This is a genomic window from Sphingomonas sp. QA11 (assembly GCF_028473665.1).
GTDB lineage: Bacteria > Pseudomonadota > Alphaproteobacteria > Sphingomonadales > Sphingomonadaceae > Sphingomonas > Sphingomonas phytovorans.
This window is the reverse complement of the sequence record NZ_CP098774.1, coordinates 4,672,004-4,690,767: the sequence shown is the minus strand read 5'-3', so window position 1 is coordinate 4,690,767 and position 18,764 is coordinate 4,672,004. Positions and strand designations below refer to the sequence as shown.

Annotated in this window: 20 protein-coding genes; 9 read left to right on the top strand and 11 right to left on the bottom strand. The window is 65.5% G+C overall.

The window, feature by feature from the left end; all coding sequences use genetic code 11:
• Window positions 1–170: 170 nt before the first annotated feature.
• The 3 genes from NDN01_RS21705 to NDN01_RS21695 are packed head-to-tail and all read right to left on the bottom strand — an operon-like array spanning window position 171 to window position 2,611.
• A complete protein-coding gene (locus tag NDN01_RS21705; protein WP_336298314.1) occupies window positions 171–410 on the bottom strand; it encodes a hypothetical protein in 240 nt (79 codons plus the stop codon).
• Window positions 403–1,611 (bottom strand): 23S rRNA (adenine(2503)-C(2))-methyltransferase RlmN, encoded by a 1,209-nt coding sequence (rlmN, locus tag NDN01_RS21700; protein WP_272624036.1) that lies wholly within the window; start codon window positions 1,609–1,611, stop codon window positions 403–405. Before rlmN ends, NDN01_RS21705 begins: the two co-directional genes overlap by 8 nt.
• Window positions 1,604–2,611: an NAD-dependent epimerase/dehydratase family protein gene (locus NDN01_RS21695; RefSeq protein ID WP_272624034.1), complete on the bottom strand. Its 1,008-nt coding sequence runs from the start codon at window positions 2,609–2,611 to the stop codon at window positions 1,604–1,606. The genes rlmN and NDN01_RS21695 overlap by 8 nt, the downstream gene beginning before the upstream one ends.
• A 91-nt stretch (window positions 2,612–2,702) precedes the next feature.
• Here NDN01_RS21695 and NDN01_RS21690 point away from each other — a divergent pair, with 91 nt between their 5' ends.
• The gene (locus tag NDN01_RS21690) at window positions 2,703–3,632 is read left to right on the top strand and encodes a LysR family transcriptional regulator (protein ID WP_272624032.1); all 930 of its coding nucleotides are present in this window, start codon (window positions 2,703–2,705) and stop codon (window positions 3,630–3,632) included.
• On the opposite strand, the gene NDN01_RS21685 is transcribed toward NDN01_RS21690, so the two are convergent.
• Window positions 3,569–4,060 (bottom strand): hypothetical protein, encoded by a 492-nt coding sequence (locus tag NDN01_RS21685; protein ID WP_272624030.1) that lies wholly within the window; start codon window positions 4,058–4,060, stop codon window positions 3,569–3,571. The genes NDN01_RS21690 and NDN01_RS21685 overlap by 64 nt on opposite strands.
• Window positions 4,057–4,686 carry a histidine phosphatase family protein gene (locus tag NDN01_RS21680; RefSeq protein WP_272624029.1) on the bottom strand — a complete coding sequence of 210 codons (630 nt, stop codon included), beginning with the start codon at window positions 4,684–4,686 and terminating at the stop codon, window positions 4,057–4,059. The genes NDN01_RS21685 and NDN01_RS21680 overlap by 4 nt, the downstream gene beginning before the upstream one ends.
• Window positions 4,687–5,009: 323 nt before the next feature.
• Between NDN01_RS21680 and NDN01_RS21675 the strand changes: the two genes are divergently transcribed.
• Both NDN01_RS21675 and dnaN read left to right on the top strand, forming a co-directional pair.
• A complete protein-coding gene (locus NDN01_RS21675) occupies window positions 5,010–5,615 on the top strand; it encodes an outer membrane protein (protein ID WP_272624027.1) in 606 nt (201 codons plus the stop codon).
• A gap of 144 nt (window positions 5,616–5,759) precedes the next feature.
• Complete coding sequence (gene dnaN, locus NDN01_RS21670) at window positions 5,760–6,872, top strand: DNA polymerase III subunit beta (RefSeq protein WP_272624025.1); 1,113 nt, start codon at window positions 5,760–5,762, stop codon at window positions 6,870–6,872.
• A 341-nt stretch (window positions 6,873–7,213) separates the two neighbouring features.
• Here dnaN and NDN01_RS21665 read toward each other — a convergent pair whose 3' ends face one another.
• Window positions 7,214–7,537, bottom strand: coding sequence for a UrcA family protein (locus tag NDN01_RS21665; protein WP_272624023.1), 324 nt, complete (start codon window positions 7,535–7,537; stop codon window positions 7,214–7,216).
• Window positions 7,538–7,665: 128 nt separating this feature from the next.
• On the opposite strand from NDN01_RS21665, the gene NDN01_RS21660 reads away from it, so the two are divergent.
• Together NDN01_RS21660 and NDN01_RS21655 are read left to right on the top strand one after the other, a co-directional pair.
• A complete protein-coding gene (locus NDN01_RS21660) occupies window positions 7,666–8,592 on the top strand; it encodes a LysR substrate-binding domain-containing protein (protein WP_272624021.1) in 927 nt (308 codons plus the stop codon).
• Between the two features lie 139 nt (window positions 8,593–8,731).
• On the top strand, window positions 8,732–9,520 hold the full coding sequence (locus NDN01_RS21655; RefSeq protein WP_272624020.1) for a Coq4 family protein: 789 nt from the start codon (window positions 8,732–8,734) through the stop codon (window positions 9,518–9,520).
• Here the strand turns inward: NDN01_RS21655 and NDN01_RS21650 are convergent, their stop codons facing one another.
• Window positions 9,521–10,087: a carboxymuconolactone decarboxylase family protein gene (locus NDN01_RS21650; RefSeq protein WP_272624018.1), complete on the bottom strand. Its 567-nt coding sequence runs from the start codon at window positions 10,085–10,087 to the stop codon at window positions 9,521–9,523.
• Window positions 10,088–10,205: 118 nt separating this feature from the next.
• Here NDN01_RS21650 and recF point away from each other — a divergent pair, with 118 nt between their 5' ends.
• The 3 genes from recF to gyrB all read left to right on the top strand — a co-directional run bounded on the left by recF (window position 10,206) and on the right by gyrB (window position 14,732).
• Window positions 10,206–11,276, top strand: coding sequence for a DNA replication/repair protein RecF (recF, locus tag NDN01_RS21645; RefSeq protein ID WP_272624017.1), 1,071 nt, complete (start codon window positions 10,206–10,208; stop codon window positions 11,274–11,276).
• A gap of 84 nt (window positions 11,277–11,360) precedes the next feature.
• A complete protein-coding gene (locus NDN01_RS21640; protein ID WP_272624016.1) occupies window positions 11,361–12,137 on the top strand; it encodes an OmpA family protein in 777 nt (258 codons plus the stop codon).
• A 105-nt stretch (window positions 12,138–12,242) separates the two neighbouring features.
• Window positions 12,243–14,732, top strand: coding sequence for a DNA topoisomerase (ATP-hydrolyzing) subunit B (gyrB, locus tag NDN01_RS21635; protein ID WP_272624014.1), 2,490 nt, complete (start codon window positions 12,243–12,245; stop codon window positions 14,730–14,732).
• Window positions 14,733–15,082: 350 nt separating this feature from the next.
• Here the strand turns inward: gyrB and NDN01_RS26045 are convergent, their stop codons facing one another.
• The 4 genes from NDN01_RS26045 to NDN01_RS21620 all read right to left on the bottom strand — a co-directional run bounded on the left by NDN01_RS26045 (window position 15,083) and on the right by NDN01_RS21620 (window position 17,486).
• A complete protein-coding gene (locus NDN01_RS26045; RefSeq protein WP_443025159.1) occupies window positions 15,083–15,250 on the bottom strand; it encodes a transporter in 168 nt (55 codons plus the stop codon).
• Window positions 15,241–15,432 carry a transporter gene (locus NDN01_RS26040; protein WP_443025158.1) on the bottom strand — a complete coding sequence of 64 codons (192 nt, stop codon included), beginning with the start codon at window positions 15,430–15,432 and terminating at the stop codon, window positions 15,241–15,243. The genes NDN01_RS26045 and NDN01_RS26040 overlap by 10 nt, the downstream gene beginning before the upstream one ends.
• Window positions 15,429–16,595: a serine hydrolase domain-containing protein gene (locus NDN01_RS21625; protein WP_272624010.1), complete on the bottom strand. Its 1,167-nt coding sequence runs from the start codon at window positions 16,593–16,595 to the stop codon at window positions 15,429–15,431. The genes NDN01_RS26040 and NDN01_RS21625 overlap by 4 nt, the downstream gene beginning before the upstream one ends.
• Window positions 16,596–17,102: 507 nt before the next feature.
• On the bottom strand, window positions 17,103–17,486 hold the full coding sequence (locus tag NDN01_RS21620; RefSeq protein WP_272624008.1) for a hypothetical protein: 384 nt from the start codon (window positions 17,484–17,486) through the stop codon (window positions 17,103–17,105).
• A 515-nt stretch (window positions 17,487–18,001) separates the two neighbouring features.
• On the opposite strand from NDN01_RS21620, the gene NDN01_RS21615 reads away from it, so the two are divergent.
• Complete coding sequence (locus NDN01_RS21615) at window positions 18,002–18,751, top strand: class I SAM-dependent methyltransferase (protein ID WP_272624007.1); 750 nt, start codon at window positions 18,002–18,004, stop codon at window positions 18,749–18,751.
• Window positions 18,752–18,764 lie beyond the last annotated feature (13 nt).

Below are 18,764 nucleotides of genomic sequence, written 5' to 3'. Positions count from 1 at the left end.
TCGCCCGAGACGATACGGTCATGTGAAAGAGCCGGCAGGGCCCCAGTAGGCCCCGACCGCCCCCTCGCTGCCACGATCCGCCCCGATAGTGAATCAGGACGCCTGGCCATAAGCGCGCCAGAAGAACACCGCCGCCGTGCCGGCCGTCACCAGCAGGGTCCAGAGGCGGATCACGAGCAGCGGCATGGCGAAACCCGCCAGCGGCGCCAGATCGTTGCGATAAGCCCGGGCACTGGCACCCAGGCCAGGCTGGAGCGCGACGTTGCTGGTCGCGTTGGCGACGGGCTCGGCAGGCCAAGCGCGATCAGGGTCGGCATCGTGGCGAAGGTGCCGCCCCCGGCGAGCGCATTCATCGCACCGGCAAGCAGCCCAGCACCGGCCGCCAGCGCCAGCCCGGCGAGATCAGCCAAGCGCCGCCAGCTTTTCCTCGGCCTGGCGATCGAGCTCGGCGCGGCTCTTCTTCTCCGACGCGGTCTTGAGCTGGCCGCAGGCCGCATCGATGTCGCGACCGCGCGGGGTGCGCACCGGGGCCGAGATGCCGGCTTCGAAGATGATGCTGGAGAAGCTGCGGATCCGCTCCGGCGTCGAGCATTCATACGGCGCGCCGGGCCAGGGGTTGAACGGAATCAGGTTCACCTTGGCGGGCAAGCGGTAATGCCGGATCAGCCTGACCAGCTCATGCGCGTCCTCGTCGCTGTCGTTCTTGTCGCGCAGCATGACATATTCGAAGGTGATGCGCCGCGCATTGTTGGCACCCGGATAGTCGGCGCACGCCTGGAGCAGTTCCGGAATGCCGTATTTGCGGTTGATCGGCACGATCTCGTCACGGACGTCCTTGGTGACGGCATGGAGCGAGACAGCGAGATTCACCCCGATCTCCGCCCCGGCGCGCGCCATCATCGGCACCACGCCCGAGGTCGAGAGCGTGATACGGCGCTTCGACAAGGCAAGGCCGTCGCCGTCCATCACCAGCTTGAGCGCATCGCGCACCGCATCGAAATTATAGAGCGGCTCGCCCATGCCCATCATCACGATGTTGGTGAGCATTCGGCCCTCGGGCTGGCTCGGCCATTCGCCAAGGCCGTCGCGCGCGAGCATCACCTGGCCGACGATCTCGCCCGCGGTCAGGTTACGCACCAGGCGCATCGTGCCGGTGTGGCAGAAGCGGCAATTGAGCGTGCAGCCGACCTGGCTCGATACGCACAAGGTCCCACGATCGGCATCGGGGATGAACACCATCTCGTAATCCTGCCCGTCGGGCGAGCGCAGCAGCCATTTGCGCGTGCCGTCGGTAGAGACCTGCGCCTCGACCACGTCGGGCCGGCCGATGACGAAACGTTCGGCGAACCACGGATGCTGCGCCTTGGAGATGTCGGTCATCGCGGTGAAATCGGTCGCGCCGCGATTGTACATCCAGTGCCAGAGCTGCTTGGCGCGCAGCTTGGCCTGTTTCGGTTCCATGCCCGCCTCTTCGAGCGCGGCACGAATCGCTTCCCGGGGCAGGCCGATCAGATCGACCTTGCCATCCTCGCGAAGCGTCGGCGCACGCGGAACGGGCACGGGATCGATGTGCCCGGGAATGGGCATTGAATGCGTCGGGGTATCAAGCATGACCCCGCACATAGGCGATTTCCCCGCCTTTTTCTACTGCGCCCCCGCAACCAAGGGCGTCGAGCGTCGTCGCCATCGCCCGGACCAGCGGCGTATGCGGTTCCTCGCCCAGTATTTCGACCAGGGCGCGGTTGTCCAGCGCGAGGGGATTCTGCCAGAAAGGCCGCATCTCGATCATCTCCCGCATCGTCGCGTTGAACGGCGCGATCAGCGGCAGCAGCACCCAGGGAAAGCCGCCGACCCTGATGCCGGGATTGCCCGTGGCGGTGCGGATCGCATCAGCCATGACGCTGCCATCGGCGTCCCAGATTCCCTGAAAATGATAGCGGGCGAAGGCGGGCAGGGCGTTATCGCGATCGAGCAGGAGCGCGAAGGTCTCAGCGACGTCGGGAAGATAGGCCCAGGCATGGCCGACGCCCCGCGCGCCAGGATACATGATTCGTTTCACCGGCTTGCCCGGCGTGATCATGCCCTGCGACAGCCAGCTATTGCCCGGCCGGGGACCGAAGAAATCGCCGGCGCGCAGGATCAGGGCGCGCATGCCGCGATCGCACGCAGCCTCGATCGCGCGTTCCATCTCGACCCGCCATGCCCCTTTTTTCGTGTTGGGCCGCTGCGGCGCATCCTCGGCGGCGACATGAACCGAGCGGGGATCGTAATTGTAGATAGTGCCCGGCAGCGCCAGCCGCGCCCCGACGCTTTCCGCGGCAGCGATGCTGTTGTCGAGCATCGGCATCACCAGTTTTTCCCAATCGCGATAGCCGGGCGGGTTGACCGCGTGGACGATCGCCGAGGCACCCTGCGCCGCGCGCAGGACCGCCTCGCCATCGAGCGCGTCGCCGACGATCCAGTCGATGCCGTCACCGGGGCGGCCATCGTCGCTACGGGGTGTGCGGGTCAGGCCGCGGACCTGCCATCCATGGGCGATCAGCGCGCGAGCCGTTTCGCCGCCAACTCCGCCAGTCGCACCGAGCACCAGGGCAATTTTTCCGTTCGTCATGGGTCGCCTCCATCGATTGATGGCGAGACTATGCGGCGATGTGGCCTGAGTTGAAATTGCCAGGCATGCATAGTCCGCCTATACATTTTTGATGAGCATCGACTGGGAACGACAACGCGCCTTCCTCGCCGTGCTGCGCGAGGGCAGCCTGTCGGCAGCGGCGCGCGCGCTGTCGGTCGCGCAGCCGACCGTGCGGCGGCGGATCGAGGAACTCGAGGCGTCGCTCGGCACCCCCCTGTTCACGCGCTCGTCGGGGGGACTGAACGCGACCGAGGCGGCACTCGCGCTGCGCGACCATGCCGAGGCGATGGCGATGGCCGCCGACGCCTTTGTCCGCGCCGGATCGGCGGGCGCCCGGGAAATCGCCGGCACAGTGCGCATCTCCGCCAGCGAGGTGGTGGCGGTTGAGGTGCTGCCACCGATGCTGGCGGCACTGCGCCGCCTGCACCCCGCGCTGGTGATCGAACTCTCCCCGAGCAATCGCAACGAGGACATGTTGCGGCGGGAGGCCGATATCGCGATTCGCATGGTCCGGCCGACCCAGAACGCGCTGGTCGCCCGGCGGATCGGCGCGGTGCCGCTCGGCCTGCACGCGCGCGCCGATTATCTGGCGGCGCACGGCACACCGAAGACATTCGAGGAAGTCCTGGCACTCGGCATCATCGGCGTGGAGCATGACAATGCCGTGCTGCGCGCCCTTCAGACCCGTTATGCCATCAGCTTCGCCGACTTCATCTTCCGCACCGACAGCGACCTCGCCCAGGTCGCCGCGATCAGGGCCGGGATCGGCATCGGCATCTGCCAGGTTCCGCTCGCCGCACGCGACCCGGCGCTGGTCCGCCTGCTGCCGGACACCTTCAACATCGATCTCGATACCTGGGTCGTGATGCATGAGGACATGCGCGGCGTCGCCCGGATCAAGACGACCTTCGACTATCTGGCAGGGGGACTGACCGACTATCTTCGCGCGCAGCCCAGCGTCGCAGCGTCGATCGCGGTCGCCGCGCCGCGCAGGGGATAGACGTCGGCGAAGGGCTGACCGCCTTTGCCCAATGTCTCGACGCTCATGCTCCGGCCCGACCGGATCGCCGCGACCACCGCCGCGTCGGTGCGCGTGTCGGGCGCCCAGGCATCGGCATTGCCCGCGACCAGCTCGAAGCGGCGCTCCCCGACCGACAGGGTCACACGAGCGCGCGGGTCACGCTCCCGGCTGAGGCGGATGTGAAGCTGGTTGCGCGCTGCCTGGCCGGGCCAGGTGGCGATACTGGCAAAGGGCCGCCAGCCAGCGGCCCTGCCCGGCCTGACCGGTTCGGCGATAGCGAAGCACCGGCGGGGCGAGGCGTCGCTGAACGCCCCCCAGCTATCGAAGACGCCGAGCGAATCGCGCGCCGCCACAGGCGCTGCCGCCAGCAACGATGCCGGCACCAGCAGGGGCAGCGCCCGTTTCATGCCGGGGAATAACCTGTGCCGACATGCACGACCGTCTCGACGCCGCGCTCGATCATCACCACCGAGCCTTGAGTCAGGCCCGGCGCGGCAGGCGCACCAATCGCCGGGATCGGGGCAGCCCCGGTCATCACGCCGCGCAGCACGCGGCTGGAGATACCATGCATGATCACCAGCCGGTCGCCGGGATCCTGATCCGTGTCGGCGAGCCAGCCGGAGACACGCGCAGCGATCTCGGGATAGATCTCGCCATCCGGCGCCGGCGTGAGCATCGCATGGACCGGATCGAACACCGGCCCGACCTCTGCGATGACATCGGCGTAATAGCGCCCGCCCCAGCTGCCCATGCCGATCTCGACCAGCCGCGCGTCGGTTTTCGCCTGATGCCAGTCAAGCTCGAGATGTTCGGCGATCACCGCGAGGGTCTGCAGCGCCCTGCCGGTCGGCGAAGCCCACATCGTCAAGGCCGGCTTCGCGCCGAGGGCAGCGCGCAGCGCGCGGCCCATTTCCTCGGCCTGCATGAATCCGGCGCGGGTCAGCGGCGTATGCGGATGATCGCCCTGAAGCCGGTGCGCGGCGTTGAACACCGTCTCGCCATGGCGCGCGATGAAGTCCCGACCCAGCCTCATACGACACCCCACCCTGCCCTTGAAATTCCCTCGGGCCTTCGCCCCCGGGCGGCGCAAAAGCAACGTTTTTCCGCGTCGACCAAGGTCCAATGGATGCCCGGCAATGAGCGCAACGCGTTCGACAATGTTTCTAGACGGCAAGCGATGATGTCCAGCCGACCGGGGGCCCACGCCTTGGAATTGCCTGTCCCGGTTTCAAGCCCGTGTGGCGTAAAAGCAACGCTTTTCCTTGTTTATCTGAGGTTCATGCAACTTCGAGCGCGCACGCCTATTTCCCGCTTCCCGGCCCAACACTGTCGGGAATGTTCAACGGAGTCATCGTTATGCGTAAGCTTGTTATCACCGCCGCCACTGCTGCTCTCGGCTTCGGTCTCGCCGCCCCCGCCTTCGCGCAGGACCAGGCACCCTTCACCGGCGTTCGGGTCGAAGCCCTGGGCGGCTATGATCATGTCAGCGACGGCGATTCCAATTCGACCGGCAAGGACGGTTTCACCTATGGCGGCGCGCTCGGCTATGACGCGCAGGTCGGCGGCGTCGTGCTCGGCGTCGAGGGCGAGGTCACCGGCTCCACCACCAAGATCCGCGCAGCCAATGTGCTGACCGCCGGCGACCGCCTCCGCGTCAGCGCAGGCCGCGATTTCTATGTCGGTGGCCGCATCGGCTATGCCGTCTCGCCCCGCGCGCTGATCTACGCCAAGGCCGGCTACACCAACGCCCGGGTCAACACCGACTATGCCGTCGGTACCGCGCGGATCGAGGACCACACCAACCTCGACGGCTACCGTGTCGGCGGCGGCATCGAATATAATGTTACGCCCAAGGCCTATGTGAAGGCGGAATACCGCTACTCGCATTATGGCGAAGCCGGCAATTACGACATCAACGCCAACCGCAATCAGGTGCTGGGCGGCATCGGCTACCGCTTCTGAGCCGAATCGTCTGTTAACAGGCGTAAAACAAGGGGTCGGGGCGCTTGCCCCGGCCCCTTTTATCGTTAAGGAAAGGAGACGGCGAATTGCCCCCGGTGCGCATGCTCGGAGGGAAAGAAATGGGCGGCGGCCCGGGGGAACGAGATGAAGGCGACGATCGAACGCGCAACGCTGTTGAAGGGCCTCAGCCACGTCCAGTCGGTGGTCGAGCGCCGGAACACGATCCCGATCCTGTCCAACGTGCTGATCGAGGCGACCGCCGATGGCGGGCTGAAGCTGATGGCGACCGACCTGGACCTCCAGATCAACGAGACTGTCTCGGCCGCCGTCGACCAGCCCGGCGCGACCACCGTTTCAGCCCACACCCTGTTCGACATCGCGCGCAAGCTGCCCGAGGGAAGCCAGGTCAGCCTTGCCGCCGCCGATGGCAAGATGACGATCATGGCGGGCCGCGCCAAGTTCCAGCTCGGCACCCTGCCGCGCGATGATTTCCCGGTGATCGCCGAGGGCGAGCTGCCGGTCAGCTTCGAGCTGCCGGCGGAGACGCTGAAGCAGATCATCGACAAGACGCGCTTCGCCATCTCGACCGAAGAGACGCGCTATTATCTCAACGGCATCTTCTGGCACGTGTCGGACGATCCCCAGCCTGTTCTAAAGGCAGCCGCGACCGACGGCCATCGCCTCGCCCGCGTGACGATGCCGCGCCCCGACGGCGCCGAGGGCATGCCCGACGTGATCATCCCGCGGAAATGCGTGGCTGAACTGCGCAAGCTGCTCGACGAGATCGACGGCTCGGTCGGCGTGTCGCTGTCGCCCACCAAGATACGGTTCGACCTGGGCCAGGCGCTGCTGACGTCGAAGCTGATCGACGGGACCTTCCCGGATTACAGCCGCGTGATCCCGACCGGCAACGACAAGATCCTGAAGATCGACCCGCGCAGCTTCGAGGAAGGTGTCGACCGTGTCTCGACCATCGCGACCGAGAAGACGCGGGCTGTGAAGATGGGCCTCGACCGCGACAAGATCATCCTGTCGGTGACGAGCCCCGAAAACGGCACCGCCGCCGAAGAAGTCCCGGGCGATTATGCCGCGATGCCGTTCGAGATCGGTTTCAACAGCCGTTACCTGCTCGACATCCTTGGCCAGCTAGAAGGCGACACGATCGAGGTCCACCTCGCCGACGCTGCCGCCCCGACCCTGATTCGCGAGAACGACAAATCGTCGGCGCTATACGTATTGATGCCAATGCGGGTGTGACGACGCGCTGGCCTGATTAGCCTCGCCATCGTCCTGTCGCCATCCGCAACGGAAATGCCGGGCGGAAGAAGCCTCGCGCGAATGCAGCATCCCTGTCAGGCGACGCGGGCTGATTTCGGCGCGTCGCGGCATCGTGCCGGATCTCCCGCAGAAGCGCAGGGACTGCCTTCGAGGCCACTACGCTTCATTTTTAGCCACGGGTGCGCCCGATCGATCATCGCGCGCGCCGGGCAGGGTGCCGTGATCGCTGTTATATATCAGCTTGACTTGCACATCGGCAACGGCTGACCCGCCGGGGCGGCATGAGGTCGCCCCGGCGCATAAGCGCGTCGCCACCCGCGCTATCGATCAGCGCTTGCCGCAAGCTCGACATTCCCGCGCGCCGCATTTTCCAGGGCCGCCGCACGCTGGCTGGCGATCTTCGCAAGCGCTACCCGCCGGCAATGGAAGACCGCCAGCCTGCGCTGCATGTCCAGAGCCCCGTCCTCGACGCAGATCCGAGACACAGCACGCTCGATCCTGCGGTCAAGCATCCGCACGCCAGACGGGCTTTTCAGGTTCAGGTCGCGATACGCCACATGAACATCGGCAGGATTTTCCATCGCCTGGGCGGCATTGGGTAAAGCGGCGCCCAGGAGAGCAGCCGGGATCAACAGTTTCAGCATGGGAGCGTCCTTCGTTCGTCGTGATCGACGCCGTCCGTCTTGACTCCACGCCGCCCGAGATACCAACAAAGCGACAGACGCCATCTGCAAGCTGTCCTTATAGGTGATCGATGCTCCCAATCCCGCCCTTGTCCGCTGTCCGGGTGTTCGAGGCCGCATCGCGCCACGAGAATTTCAGCCGCGCGGCCGAGGAACTGGCGATGACCCAGGCCGGGGTGAGCTATCAGATGAAGCTGCTGGAGGAGCGGCTGGGCGCACCGTTGTTCATCCGCAAGGGCCGCAGCATGATCCTGACCGATCTCGGCCGCCGAATCGCGCCGCGGGTGACCGATGCGTTCAAGGCGCTCGGCGACGCCTTCGCCATCGCGCGCGCCGAGAGCGATACGATCCTCGGCATCACGGCGCCCCGTACCCTTGCCACCAACTGGCTCGCGGGCAGGCTCGGCGAATTCCACATCGCCCACCCCGATCTCGCGGTGCGCCTCGACGTGACCGACCAGATGGTCGATCTCGATTCGAGCGAATTCGATGTCGCCATTCGCGGCCTGCCGGCCCCCGCTCCCGGCCTGATATCGCATTTCCTGATGCGCATGCCGGTGACGCCGCTGGTCAACCCTTCCTTCCTGGCAAACCATCCGCTCGAAACGCTCGCTGACCTGCGCTCGACCGTGCGCCTGTCACCGGACGACGACTGGTGGGATCTCTGGTTCGAATCGCAGGAGGTCGGCGACGCGGGAGGGGCCGGCCCCACCGGCATCCGTTTCGAATCACAAGTGCTCGATGGCCATGCGGCGATTGCCGGCCACGGCGTTGCCATCCTGAGCCCGCCGATGTTCCAGCCGGCGATCGACGCCGGCCTTCTGGTCCAGCCGTTCCCGCATGTGGCGACTTATGGCCACGCCTTCTGGCTGGTGTACCCGGAGCATAAGCGCAACATGGCGAAGGTCCGCGCCCTGCGCGACTGGTTGCTCGATGCCGTCAGGCGCGCGGCCGGGGACGATCCCTACGGGATCCTAGTGCCGCTGCCCGATCCCGGCCCGACACAGTCCCCCTGATTCGCGCGCCCCTGATTCGTGCCGCGCGATCCGGGGCGAATGTCGGGGAAGGAAGGCGATTGCGACGCTGTCGCACGTTCGGTCTTGCATTTCCGTGGCGAGCGCCTTATTAACATGATTGTCAGTAAGGATCGAGTCGATGGCAAAGCTTCCTCCCCTCCCCGGTACGACCGGACGTCGCGACTGGCGGACCGCATTCGATGCGATCCGCAAGCTGCTCGCCGACGGCGACGATACGACTCAGGTGTTCCGCATCATGCATGCGCTCAACGTCGGCAGCACGGCAGCGAATTACGGCAAGTTCATCGCCACCAGACAGGGCGGGCGCATGGCCTATGAGCGGATCGAGCTGGCCGAACGCTTCGTCGACAAGGCCTATGTCGCGTCGTTCGCGCCCGGCACGGTCGGTGCCGCCTATCGCCATTTCCTCGAGACGACGGGGTATTCGGCGGACGGGCTTGCCGACATCAGCAAGATCAATCGCGAGGAGGACATGCCGCACCCCTATGCCTGGTTCGGCCGGCGCATCCGCGACACGCACGACATCTGGCACGTGCTGACGGGATACAAGGCCGACGAAAGCATGGGCGAGGCGGCGCTGGTCGCGTTCAGCTATGCCCAGGTCGGCGGTCTCGGCTGGGCGTTCATCGGCGGGGCGGCCGCGCTGAAGAGCATCCGCGTCACCGGGAGCACCCTGTTCGCCCGCGCGGTGATCGAGGGGTATCGCAACGGCCGCAAGGCGAAATGGGTCGCCGGCGAGGATTACGAGAAGCTGATGCACGAGCCGATCGAGGCCGCGCGTGCCCGGCTCGGCATCCCGACGCCGACCGCCTATCTGCACGCGCAGCGCGAGCTTGGGGCCGAGCTTGCCTCCTATCTCAGCGCGCGCAAGGACAAGAGCGCCGTTCCGGAGCAGCTCGCCGCCTGATCATTCGCGTTCGGGCACCGGCACGTTGAAGCCGTTGAGCGTCATCGAGACCAGCGCATAGAGGCCGACGAGATAGATCAGCTCGTTCGCGCCGTGCTGGCCGAAGGTGTCGACCGCCAGCCGGTAGCAGGGCTCCGGCAGCACGCCCCCGTTCACCAGCGCGAAGGCCACGTCATAGGCGACGCCTTCTTCCGCATCGAGATCGGCCGGCTTCACGTTCGCGCAAAGCTCGGACAGGCGCTTGGGCGGCATGCCTTCGCGCTCGGCGACGGCGATATGCGCGTAGAGTTCATAGGCGGCGTCGAAATGCGCCCCGGTCACCAGGATCGCGACCTGACGCGCCGGGTCCGGCAGGGTCGCCTGCATCGACATCGCCTTGGTCAGATCCCACACCGCCTTGCCGATCACCGGCTCGTGCAGCCAGGGATTCCACGGGCCCATCAGGGCGCCATTGTCAGCCAGCGTCTTGAAATCGCTGAAGTTCGACGCGATGCCCTGTTTCATGTCGGCATAAAGCGGCTTCTGGGCATCGGTCAGGTCGGCGGGGGCGATCAGTGGGAGGCGCATGGGCAATATCCTTTGCGGACGACTCGGGCGCGTGGCGAGCGGCGCGCCCGGCCCCCCGCTATAGCGGCACTTCGCGAAAACGGCGCGACAGCTTGGGAAACGCGCTAAGGCTGCCGCAATGCTGTCTCGCCTCGTCCTTACCGATTTCCGTAATCATGCCGATGCCGTGATCGAGCCCGGGCCGGGCTTCGTGGTGCTGACCGGGGAGAATGGCGCGGGCAAAACCAATATCCTCGAAGCGGTATCGCTGCTCGCGCCGGGGCGCGGGCTGCGCCGCGCCGCGCTGGGGGAGATGGCGCGGCAGGGGGGAAGCGGAGGGTTCGGGGTGGCCGCGGCCCTTGCTGGCGAGGTCGAGATCGCCACCGGGACTCAGCCGGCCGCGCCGGAACGCCGGATCGTGCGCATCCAGGGCGCGCCGGCGGCGGCGACCGCGCTGGCCGAATGGCTGACCGTGCTGTGGCTCACCCCGGCGATGGACCGCCTCTTCGTCGAGCCGGCGAGCGAGCGGCGGCGCTTCCTCGACCGGCTGACCCTTGCGCTGAACCCCGGCCATGCGGTCCATTCCAACCGCTACGAGGCGGCGATGCGCGCGCGCAACCGCCTGCTGGCAGAGGCGAACGAGGGAATCCGCGCCGCGGATCCGGAATGGCTGAGCGCGCTCGAGGCGCAGATGGCGGAGCATGGCGCGGCGATCGACATGGCCCGGCGCGAGGCGGTGGCGGCACTCGCCGTACGGCTGACGGAGCAGCCCGAGGGGCCGTTCGCGCGGGCCGGCCTCATGCTGGAGGGCTGGACCGGGGCAGGCGAAACCCTCGCGGCCGACCTCGCCCAGGGCCGCCGCCGCGATACCGTGGCGGGCCGAACGCTGGCCGGCCCGCACCGTACCGACCTGGCCGTCACGCATCTCGCCAAGGGGCAGGCCGCCGCCCTGTGCTCCACTGGCGAGCAAAAGGCCCTGCTACTCGGCATCATCCTCGCCCATGCCGACCTGGTCGCCGAGCGGATCGGCCAGCAACCTGTCCTGCTGCTCGACGAGGTCGCCGCGCATCTCGACCCCATGCGCCGCACCGTGCTGTTCGACCGGCTTGCCGGCAAGGGACAGATATGGATGACCGGCACCGAATCCGCCCTGTTCGACGGGATCGGTCCCAATGCCTTCCGCCTGACGCTGGGGCCCGCGCAACACTGAACCTCGACTGTCGAAGCGGCTCATTGGGCGTTCAAGCGCCGGGCGGCAGACGCCTGCCATGGCGGGGGCCATGGGAGAAGACCAATGACGAAGAACCCGATGATAGCCACGATGCTGGCCGCGATCACCGTCGCGGCAGGGGCCGCCCCCGCGCTGGCGCAGGACCGTTGGGACTGGGGCGGCGGGCGCGCGGGCGACCGCGATTATGGCCTGACGGGCGCGGGCGTGCCGATCCTCTATCCCGAATTGCGCCGGACCAATCGTGGCCGGGCCTTCGTGATGCGCAATTTCGACTTCAACCGAGACGGCCGGATCAGCCCGCGCGAGGCCGATGCCGCCAACCGGGCCTTCGCCCGGATCGCCGGCCAGCGCCGCGACCGGTTCGACTGGGAATCGCACGACCGCGTCGTGGTGGTCGACCAGGGCCGCGGCGGCGGATGGGACCATGGCGCGATGCGCGGCTATGGCTTCCGCCAGACCACGCGCGGCGCGACCCTGCGGCTGCAGGAGGACGTGCTGTTCCGCACCGACAGCGCCGAGCTTCGCCCCGGCGCGATCGAGAAACTGCGGCCGCTCGCCGGCTATCTGCGGGCCGAACCGGGCGTGCGGGTGGCGATCGACGGCTATACCGACTCTCGCGGCACCGACGCGCATAACCAGGCGCTGTCGGAGCGCCGGGCCGCCAGCGTGCGCACCGCGTTCGACGATCTGGGCGTGACGCGCGCCCGCTTCTCGGTGGTCGGGCATGGCAAGGCCGATCCGGTGGCGACCAATGCCACGCCGGCCGGCATGCGCCAGAACCGCCGGGTCGAGGTGACCTTGCTCGGCCAGCGCGCGGATCGCTTCGCCCGCGCCAACTAAGTTGGAAAACCGGGTACCGCGGGACGGTCGTCCGCCAGGAGCGGGCGGCCGTCCGGCCATGGCATTTTGCTTCCGTTTCCGTGCCCGAATCCCTATATGCTCGGCATGGCAGAAGATCCCAACAAGAACGACTATGGCGCCGATTCAATCAAGGTGCTCAAGGGCCTCGACGCGGTCCGCAAACGCCCCGGCATGTATATCGGCGATACCGACGATGGTTCGGGCCTCCACCACATGGTGTTCGAGGTTTCCGACAACGCGATCGACGAGGCGCTGGCCGGCCATTGCGACCGGATCGACATCACGCTGAATCCCGACGGCTCGGTCTCCGTGACCGACAATGGCCGCGGCATCCCGACCGGGATTCACAGCGAGGAAGGCGTGTCGGCGGCCGAGGTCATCATGACCCAGCTCCATGCCGGCGGGAAGTTCGAGAACACCTCCGACGACAATGCGTACAAGGTGTCCGGCGGCCTGCACGGCGTCGGCGTCTCGGTGGTCAACGCGCTCAGCGAATGGCTCGACCTGACGATCTGGCGCGACAATGAAGAACATTACATGCGCTTCGCGTTCGGCGACGCGGTCGCGCCGCTGAAGGTCGTCGGCCCGGCCGAGGGCAAGAAGGGCACGCGCGTGACCTTCTTCCCGTCGCCCGCCACCTTCAAGATCACCGAATTCGACTTCGAGAAGCTCGAGCATCGCTATCGCGAGCTTGCCTTCCTCAACTCGGGCGTGCGCCTGTTCCTGAGCGATGCGCGGCACGAAGAGACCAAGACGGTCGAGCTCTATTATGAGGGCGGCATCGCCGCGTTCGTGAAATATCTCGACCGCAACAAGGTTGCGCTGATGCCCGATCCGGTCGCGATCGCCGGCACCCGCGATGACGTGACGATCGACGTCGCGCTCGAGTGGAACGACAGCTATTACGAAAACGTCCTCTGCTTCACCAACAACATCCCGCAGCGCGACGGCGGCACGCACCTCGCCGCGTTCCGCGCCGCGCTGACCCGCACGCTCAACAATTATGCCGACAAGTCGGGCCTCCTGAAGAAGGAGAAGGTCACGCTGACCGGCGACGACATGCGCGAGGGCCTGACCGCGATCGTCTCGGTCAAGCTGCCAGACCCCAAGTTCAGCTCGCAGACCAAGGACAAGCTCGTCTCGTCCGAGGTGCGTCAGCCGCTGGAAAGCCTGATGGCGGACAAGCTGGCCGAATGGCTGGAAGAGAATCCGGCGCACGGCAAGGCGATCGTCGCCAAGATCATCGACGCCGCCGCCGCCCGCGAGGCCGCCAAGAAGGCGCGCGAGCTGACCCGGCGCAAGGGCGTGATGGACATCGCCTCGCTGCCCGGCAAGCTCGCCGATTGCCAGGAGCGCGATCCGGCCAAGTCCGAACTGTTCCTGGTCGAGGGTGACTCGGCCGGCGGCTCCGCCAAGCAGGGCCGCGACCGGCATTTCCAGGCGATCCTTCCCCTGCGCGGCAAGATCCTGAACGTCGAGCGCGCGCGCTTCGACCGGATGCTGTCCAGCCGCGAGATCGGCACGCTGATCCAGGCGATGGGCACCGGCATCGGCCGCGACGATTTCAACGTCGAGAAGCTACGTTACCACAAGATCGTCATCATGACCGACGCAGACGTCGATGGCGCGCATATCCGCACGCTGCTGCTGACCTTCTTCTACCGGCAGATGCCCGAGATCATCAGCAACGGGCACCTCTTCATCGCCCAGCCGCCGCTGTACAAGGCAACGCGCGGCCGATCCGAAGTGTATCTGAAGGACGACAATGCGCTCGACGAATATCTCGTCGAGAACGGCGTCGCGTCGACCGTGCTTGAAGGCGCCGGCGGGGCGCGGAGCGGTGCCGACCTGCGCTCGCTGGTCGACCATGCGCGGCGGATGCGCACCCTCATGCGGTACGTGCCGCGCCGTTACGACCCGACCATGGTCGAGGCACTGGCGATGAGCGGCGTGCTCGACCCGTCCCTGTCCAACGAGGCGCGCGGCGTGCTGCTGGAAACGGTGGTGCGCGGGCTCGACGCGGCGGATGCCGACGCGCGCTGGTCCGCCTCGGTCACCGAGGAAGGCAGCATCCAGTTCAAGCGTGTCTGGCGCGGCGTGACCGATCATCACATCATCGAGGCGGCGTTCCTCGGCTCCGCAGAGGCGCGCAAGCTCCACACGCTGGCGGTCGAACAGGGCGATGCCTTCGCCCAGACAGCCAAGCTCGTATCGACCAAGGCAGCCGCCGCCGCGCAGGCCGAGACCGATGCGGCGGAGGAAGAGGATGACGCCCCCGTCACGGTCGGCAAGGGCGAGACGATGGTCGCGCGGCCGAGCCAGCTGCTCGATGCGATCCTGCTGGCGGGGCGCAAGGGCTTGGCGATCTCGCGCTACAAGGGCCTGGGCGAGATGAACGCCGAGCAGCTTTGGGAAACCACGCTCGATCCGCAGAACCGCTCGATGCTCCGGGTCGAGATCGAGCAGGCCGATGTGGCCGACGAGATCTTCACCCGGCTGATGGGCGACGTCGTCGAGCCCCGCCGCGAGTTCATCCAGGACAATGCGCTGAGCGTGGTGAACCTGGACGTGTAATAAAACTCTGGAGTAAGGTGATACGTTGCTATTTTAAAGCAATACACTGTTCGGTTTAGCCGATTGGTTGCCCGCAGCGACGTCGGCTGAAACGCGGCATAGCGGCCACATGGACGTGAAATAGCCGGAACGATGCGTCTTCATATTTCGAAGCGCGTGCTTCTGATCGTGCAGACGTGCGCTCTTTCGTGCACGAGATGCGAAGGGTCTTCGTCATTACGCCGCCACGGAGAGACGCTGGAAGCGATCACCAAAGAGCGCGAGCAGAACTCCGTAGATCATGATTGCCGCGCCGATGAGTCGTGCGGGCGCGGCGCTCCGCGTCACCGTGCGCGGCCTGCCCCGAGATGTCAGAAGCGAGTGACGATCTTGAGCCACAAGCTCGCCCCCTCGGCGCGGTTGCGCGCGTCGAATTCCTTGAGCGCCTTCAGGTCGAAGTCCATTTTGCCCAAGTCATAGTGCACCCCCGGGCCGATGGCGTCCACGCGCCCGCGGTTGCCATCGCCGTTCACGGCCACGCCAAACTGGCGATGGTCGATGGTCTGTCCCAGATAAGCCGTTGAACGCCGAGCCGCAGCTTCTTGGTGACTGGGTAGCTGGCCGAATGTTCGAAGTGAAACAGGTCGCCCGAGCTGCAGTCGGTCGCTTTGTTGCGGGTGTTGAAGGTGTCGGTGGCCTCGCTGCGAGACGCTGCCGTCACTTTTCGACGGAGAAGCCGGGAACAGAGATCGAGGCAATCCTGTCGACGAACTTCTCGGGTGAAGCGCCCATCAGGTTCGTCAGAACGACGATCGAGAGATCGTCCTCGGGATAGATGAATATGGCGGCGCGGGCTCCGCCGACGGGTGTGATCGCCGGATGATCGGCACGCCGGGCGGATGGCCATCCCAGTCCATAGCCATTTATCGTGGAGCTAAAGCCGCGATAGGTTCCGTCTTTCTGAGGCTGCGGTTTCCAAAGTTGCTCCAGGCTGTCCTTGTTGACAAGCTTCTGTTTTTGCAGCGCGATAACCCACTTTGCCAAATCGGTCGACGTGGTTCGGACGCCACCGGCCGGGAACAGGATTTCTGTCCATGGTTCATCGCGCGCAAACGGAAGCTTGCTCCGTTCGACGCCGACGGTCTTCATCCCGTCGACCTTCAACGTCAAATGCGTATAGAGTTGCACTTCTTGAGGTTTGGTTGTGGCGCCGGTCACGTCGGCAAAGCGCGTCCGTTCCATTCCGACGGCGTCGAACTGCCGGTCGCGCACGAAGTCGGCATAGGACTTCCCCGTAAGCTTCTCGACAATCTTCCCCATCACGACATAGTTGGTCTGGGTATAGTCGAATTTCGTCCCCGGCGAGAGTTTGAGGGGAAGCGCCTGCACCTTTGCCCAGGCGGCTTCAGGTTCGGCGCCGTCGAGCAGCCGGAGATTGTCGTCCGAAATCTCGGGCAGCCCCGACATGTGATTCAGAATCTGTCGAACGGTAATGCCGCTCCACGACTCCGGAAGCGCTTCGAGATAGGTTCTGATCGGCGCGTCGAGATCCAGCTTTCCGGCCTCGACGAGCTGCATCGCCGCGACACCGGCAACGGCCTTGCTGATCGAGTTGATCGGGAAGACGGTTTGTTTGGTTACGCGGGTCGAGGTTTCGATATTGGCCTGACCATAAGCGCCGGTGAATATGATCTTGCCATGCTGTACGACCGTCAACTGGAGCCCCGGAATGCCGCGCTCGGCCATCTCGCTCTGGATTAACTGTTCGATTGCGACGGTCTTGTTATCTGCCTCCGCCAACGACGATGTGCGGGCGTTCGCACTGGCGGGAAGGCCGCCCATGGCTGCAATCAGGCCGATTGCGGCGGAAATTTTGTCGAGCATTACTTGGTGATCCCGAAGCGTGAGAAATACAGCGGCTGCTATTGTGTGTTGGAATATCTATGCGGCGTTGCGGTCGCCAAGGCGGGATGAGCGGCGGCGCGCTCGTCTCGGTGATTGAGCGATGTGTTGTTCATGCCATCGGTTGAGCCGTTTGCGGCGCGCTACGCTACCATGGCTCGGTCAATGGCACCCCTTCATCGGTGAATGGCGGTGCGCCTCGGTCAGTTGCAATCTGGAGGGAACGCATGTGGCCGACGAGATCTTCACCCGGCTGATGGGCGACGTCGTCGAACCGCGCCGCGAGTTCATCCAGGACAATGCGCTGAGCGTGGTGAACCTGGACGTGTAGAAGATCGGAGACAACCCACCGACGGCTTGATTCAAAGCCTGTCGGCCGCAGATACGCTCACTCGTCCAGCTTCGCTCCGACCTGCTGGTCCCGCCAGCAAACGAATGGTCGCGCGCTCCGACCATTCGAGCCAGCGCATAAGAAAGGCTGCGTTCCGTTCACCAAGGCCCTGGATTGGAAGGTGAAAGCAGGGTCAGCGACTGAACCGCAGCGCCGAAGCCGTTCTGGGTCGTGCAGCCGGTGGCGGTCGAAACCTCGATCGTGACGTTGCTGTTGCTGCTGATGGCGGTGAGGGCGGTGGCGAGCATTCCCTGGCCGGCAGGCGTATTCAGAAGGAACGAAAAGCTTGTCGTACTGCAAACTCCTGCGGTCGCCGTGGTGAGGAGGACGACATCGTTGCTAGGCGGGTTGGAATAGACCCTAACCCCTTTGATTTTTACCGGCGTAGAGTAGGGATCAGCTTGCGCCAATTGCCCCGGGACCAGCATGGCCATGGTAGCGGTGAGGCAGGCTAACCAGACCCGAAAAGATTGTTTCGTCATTACATCCCCCATCGAATAAGCCGACCACGGCTTTCACCAAGTCCCCGATGGCCGAGTCTGGCCCATTCCCGCCGCCCCTGAAACCATAAGACCTGTGAATTGCAGCCACTTCCGGATGTAGTGCCGGTTCCGTCACGGGCCCCAGGGGTTACCGCGAAATTATGTCAGGTCGCGCGAAAAACCTTGACCGTTTCGGTCAGCGCCGCGCCCTGGAGAGTGGACGATCGCGCCGTCAAGCTTCCCATGCATGCCAATTGTCGGAACCCGATAGAAGGGCGGTTCGGCGTGATCGCCCGTTCGATCATCGCAGCCACAGTCCAAGCCGTGCATAGGCCCGCGCCACTTCTCAAGCTTGCAAATAGTTGAACGACATATCGATTGATTTTTTTTGAATTGGGCACATGATCGCTTTCAACACCACGCAATCGGCCGAAGGGTTCTGTAATAAATGGCAGTTTCCCGGGCCTCTCATTCGCGGCAATCGCGTTAAGCCAAATCAATCGAAGGAGACGGGCATGAGGGTCGCACTGACGGGCGTCGCGATCGTGGCGCTGATGGCGACGGCGGCGGTCGCGAAGGACCATCCCGCCGCCCAGACCCGGAAGGCCGTCTCCGCCGCTCTTGCCGATCCCGCGCGCGCCGACCAGGCGGTCGACGATGTGCGGCGCAAGGCAGCCGAGACGCTGATCTTCTCGGGCGTCGGCCCCGGCGACACGGTGATCGATTATCTGCCGGGCAAGGGATATTGGACGCGCATCTTCACTGGCGTGGTCGGTGCCAAGGGGCATGTCTATCCGATGTGGCCGGCCGTGGCCGCCAGCCGCGCCACCGCGACCGTCGATGACCTGAAGGGCCGCAAACTGGCGAACGTGACGCCGGTGGTGCAGACCGTCGACATTCCCACCAGCGACAAGCCGGTCGACCTGTTCTGGACGGTCGAAAATTACCATGACATCGCCAATGCCGGCGGCGAAGCGGCGCTCGCGGCAGGGAACAAGGCCGTGTTCAACCTGCTGAAGCCGGGCGGGACCTATATCGTGGTCGATCACGCCAGCGCGGCCGGCACCGGCATCACCACCACCAGCACGCTGCACCGGATCGATCCAGCGGCGGTGAAGGCGCAGGTGATCGCTGCAGGGTTCACCTTTGTCGGCGAGAGCGATGCGCTGCGCAATCCGGCCGACGACCACAGTCTCAAGGTGTTCGACCCGGCGATTCGCGGCCACACCGACCAGTTCATCTACAAATTCCGCAAGCCGGGCTGATCCGGTACCGGAG

Excerpts from the sequence above, each read along its gene's own strand:
- recF (WP_272624017.1), top strand. The coding sequence starts at position 10,206 with ATGCTGTCTCGCCTCGTCCTTACCGATTTCCGTAATCATGCCGATGCC.
- NDN01_RS21680 (WP_272624029.1), bottom strand. The coding sequence starts at position 4,686 with ATGAGGCTGGGTCGGGACTTCATCGCGCGCCATGGCGAGACGGTGTTC.
- NDN01_RS21675 (WP_272624027.1), top strand. The coding sequence starts at position 5,010 with ATGCGTAAGCTTGTTATCACCGCCGCCACTGCTGCTCTCGGCTTCGGT.
- NDN01_RS21655 (WP_272624020.1), top strand. The coding sequence starts at position 8,732 with ATGGCAAAGCTTCCTCCCCTCCCCGGTACGACCGGACGTCGCGACTGG.
- NDN01_RS21615 (WP_272624007.1), top strand. The coding sequence starts at position 18,002 with ATGAGGGTCGCACTGACGGGCGTCGCGATCGTGGCGCTGATGGCGACG.
- NDN01_RS21640 (WP_272624016.1), top strand. The coding sequence starts at position 11,361 with ATGACGAAGAACCCGATGATAGCCACGATGCTGGCCGCGATCACCGTC.
- NDN01_RS21685 (WP_272624030.1), bottom strand. The coding sequence starts at position 4,060 with ATGAAACGGGCGCTGCCCCTGCTGGTGCCGGCATCGTTGCTGGCGGCA.
- NDN01_RS21625 (WP_272624010.1), bottom strand. The coding sequence starts at position 16,595 with ATGCTCGACAAAATTTCCGCCGCAATCGGCCTGATTGCAGCCATGGGC.
- rlmN (WP_272624036.1), bottom strand. The coding sequence starts at position 1,611 with ATGCTTGATACCCCGACGCATTCAATGCCCATTCCCGGGCACATCGAT.
- dnaN (WP_272624025.1), top strand. The coding sequence starts at position 5,760 with ATGAAGGCGACGATCGAACGCGCAACGCTGTTGAAGGGCCTCAGCCAC.
- gyrB (WP_272624014.1), top strand. The coding sequence starts at position 12,243 with ATGGCAGAAGATCCCAACAAGAACGACTATGGCGCCGATTCAATCAAG.
- NDN01_RS21690 (WP_272624032.1), top strand. The coding sequence starts at position 2,703 with ATGAGCATCGACTGGGAACGACAACGCGCCTTCCTCGCCGTGCTGCGC.
- NDN01_RS21620 (WP_272624008.1), bottom strand. The coding sequence starts at position 17,486 with ATGACGAAACAATCTTTTCGGGTCTGGTTAGCCTGCCTCACCGCTACC.
- NDN01_RS21695 (WP_272624034.1), bottom strand. The coding sequence starts at position 2,611 with ATGACGAACGGAAAAATTGCCCTGGTGCTCGGTGCGACTGGCGGAGTT.
- NDN01_RS21650 (WP_272624018.1), bottom strand. The coding sequence starts at position 10,087 with ATGCGCCTCCCACTGATCGCCCCCGCCGACCTGACCGATGCCCAGAAG.
- NDN01_RS21665 (WP_272624023.1), bottom strand. The coding sequence starts at position 7,537 with ATGCTGAAACTGTTGATCCCGGCTGCTCTCCTGGGCGCCGCTTTACCC.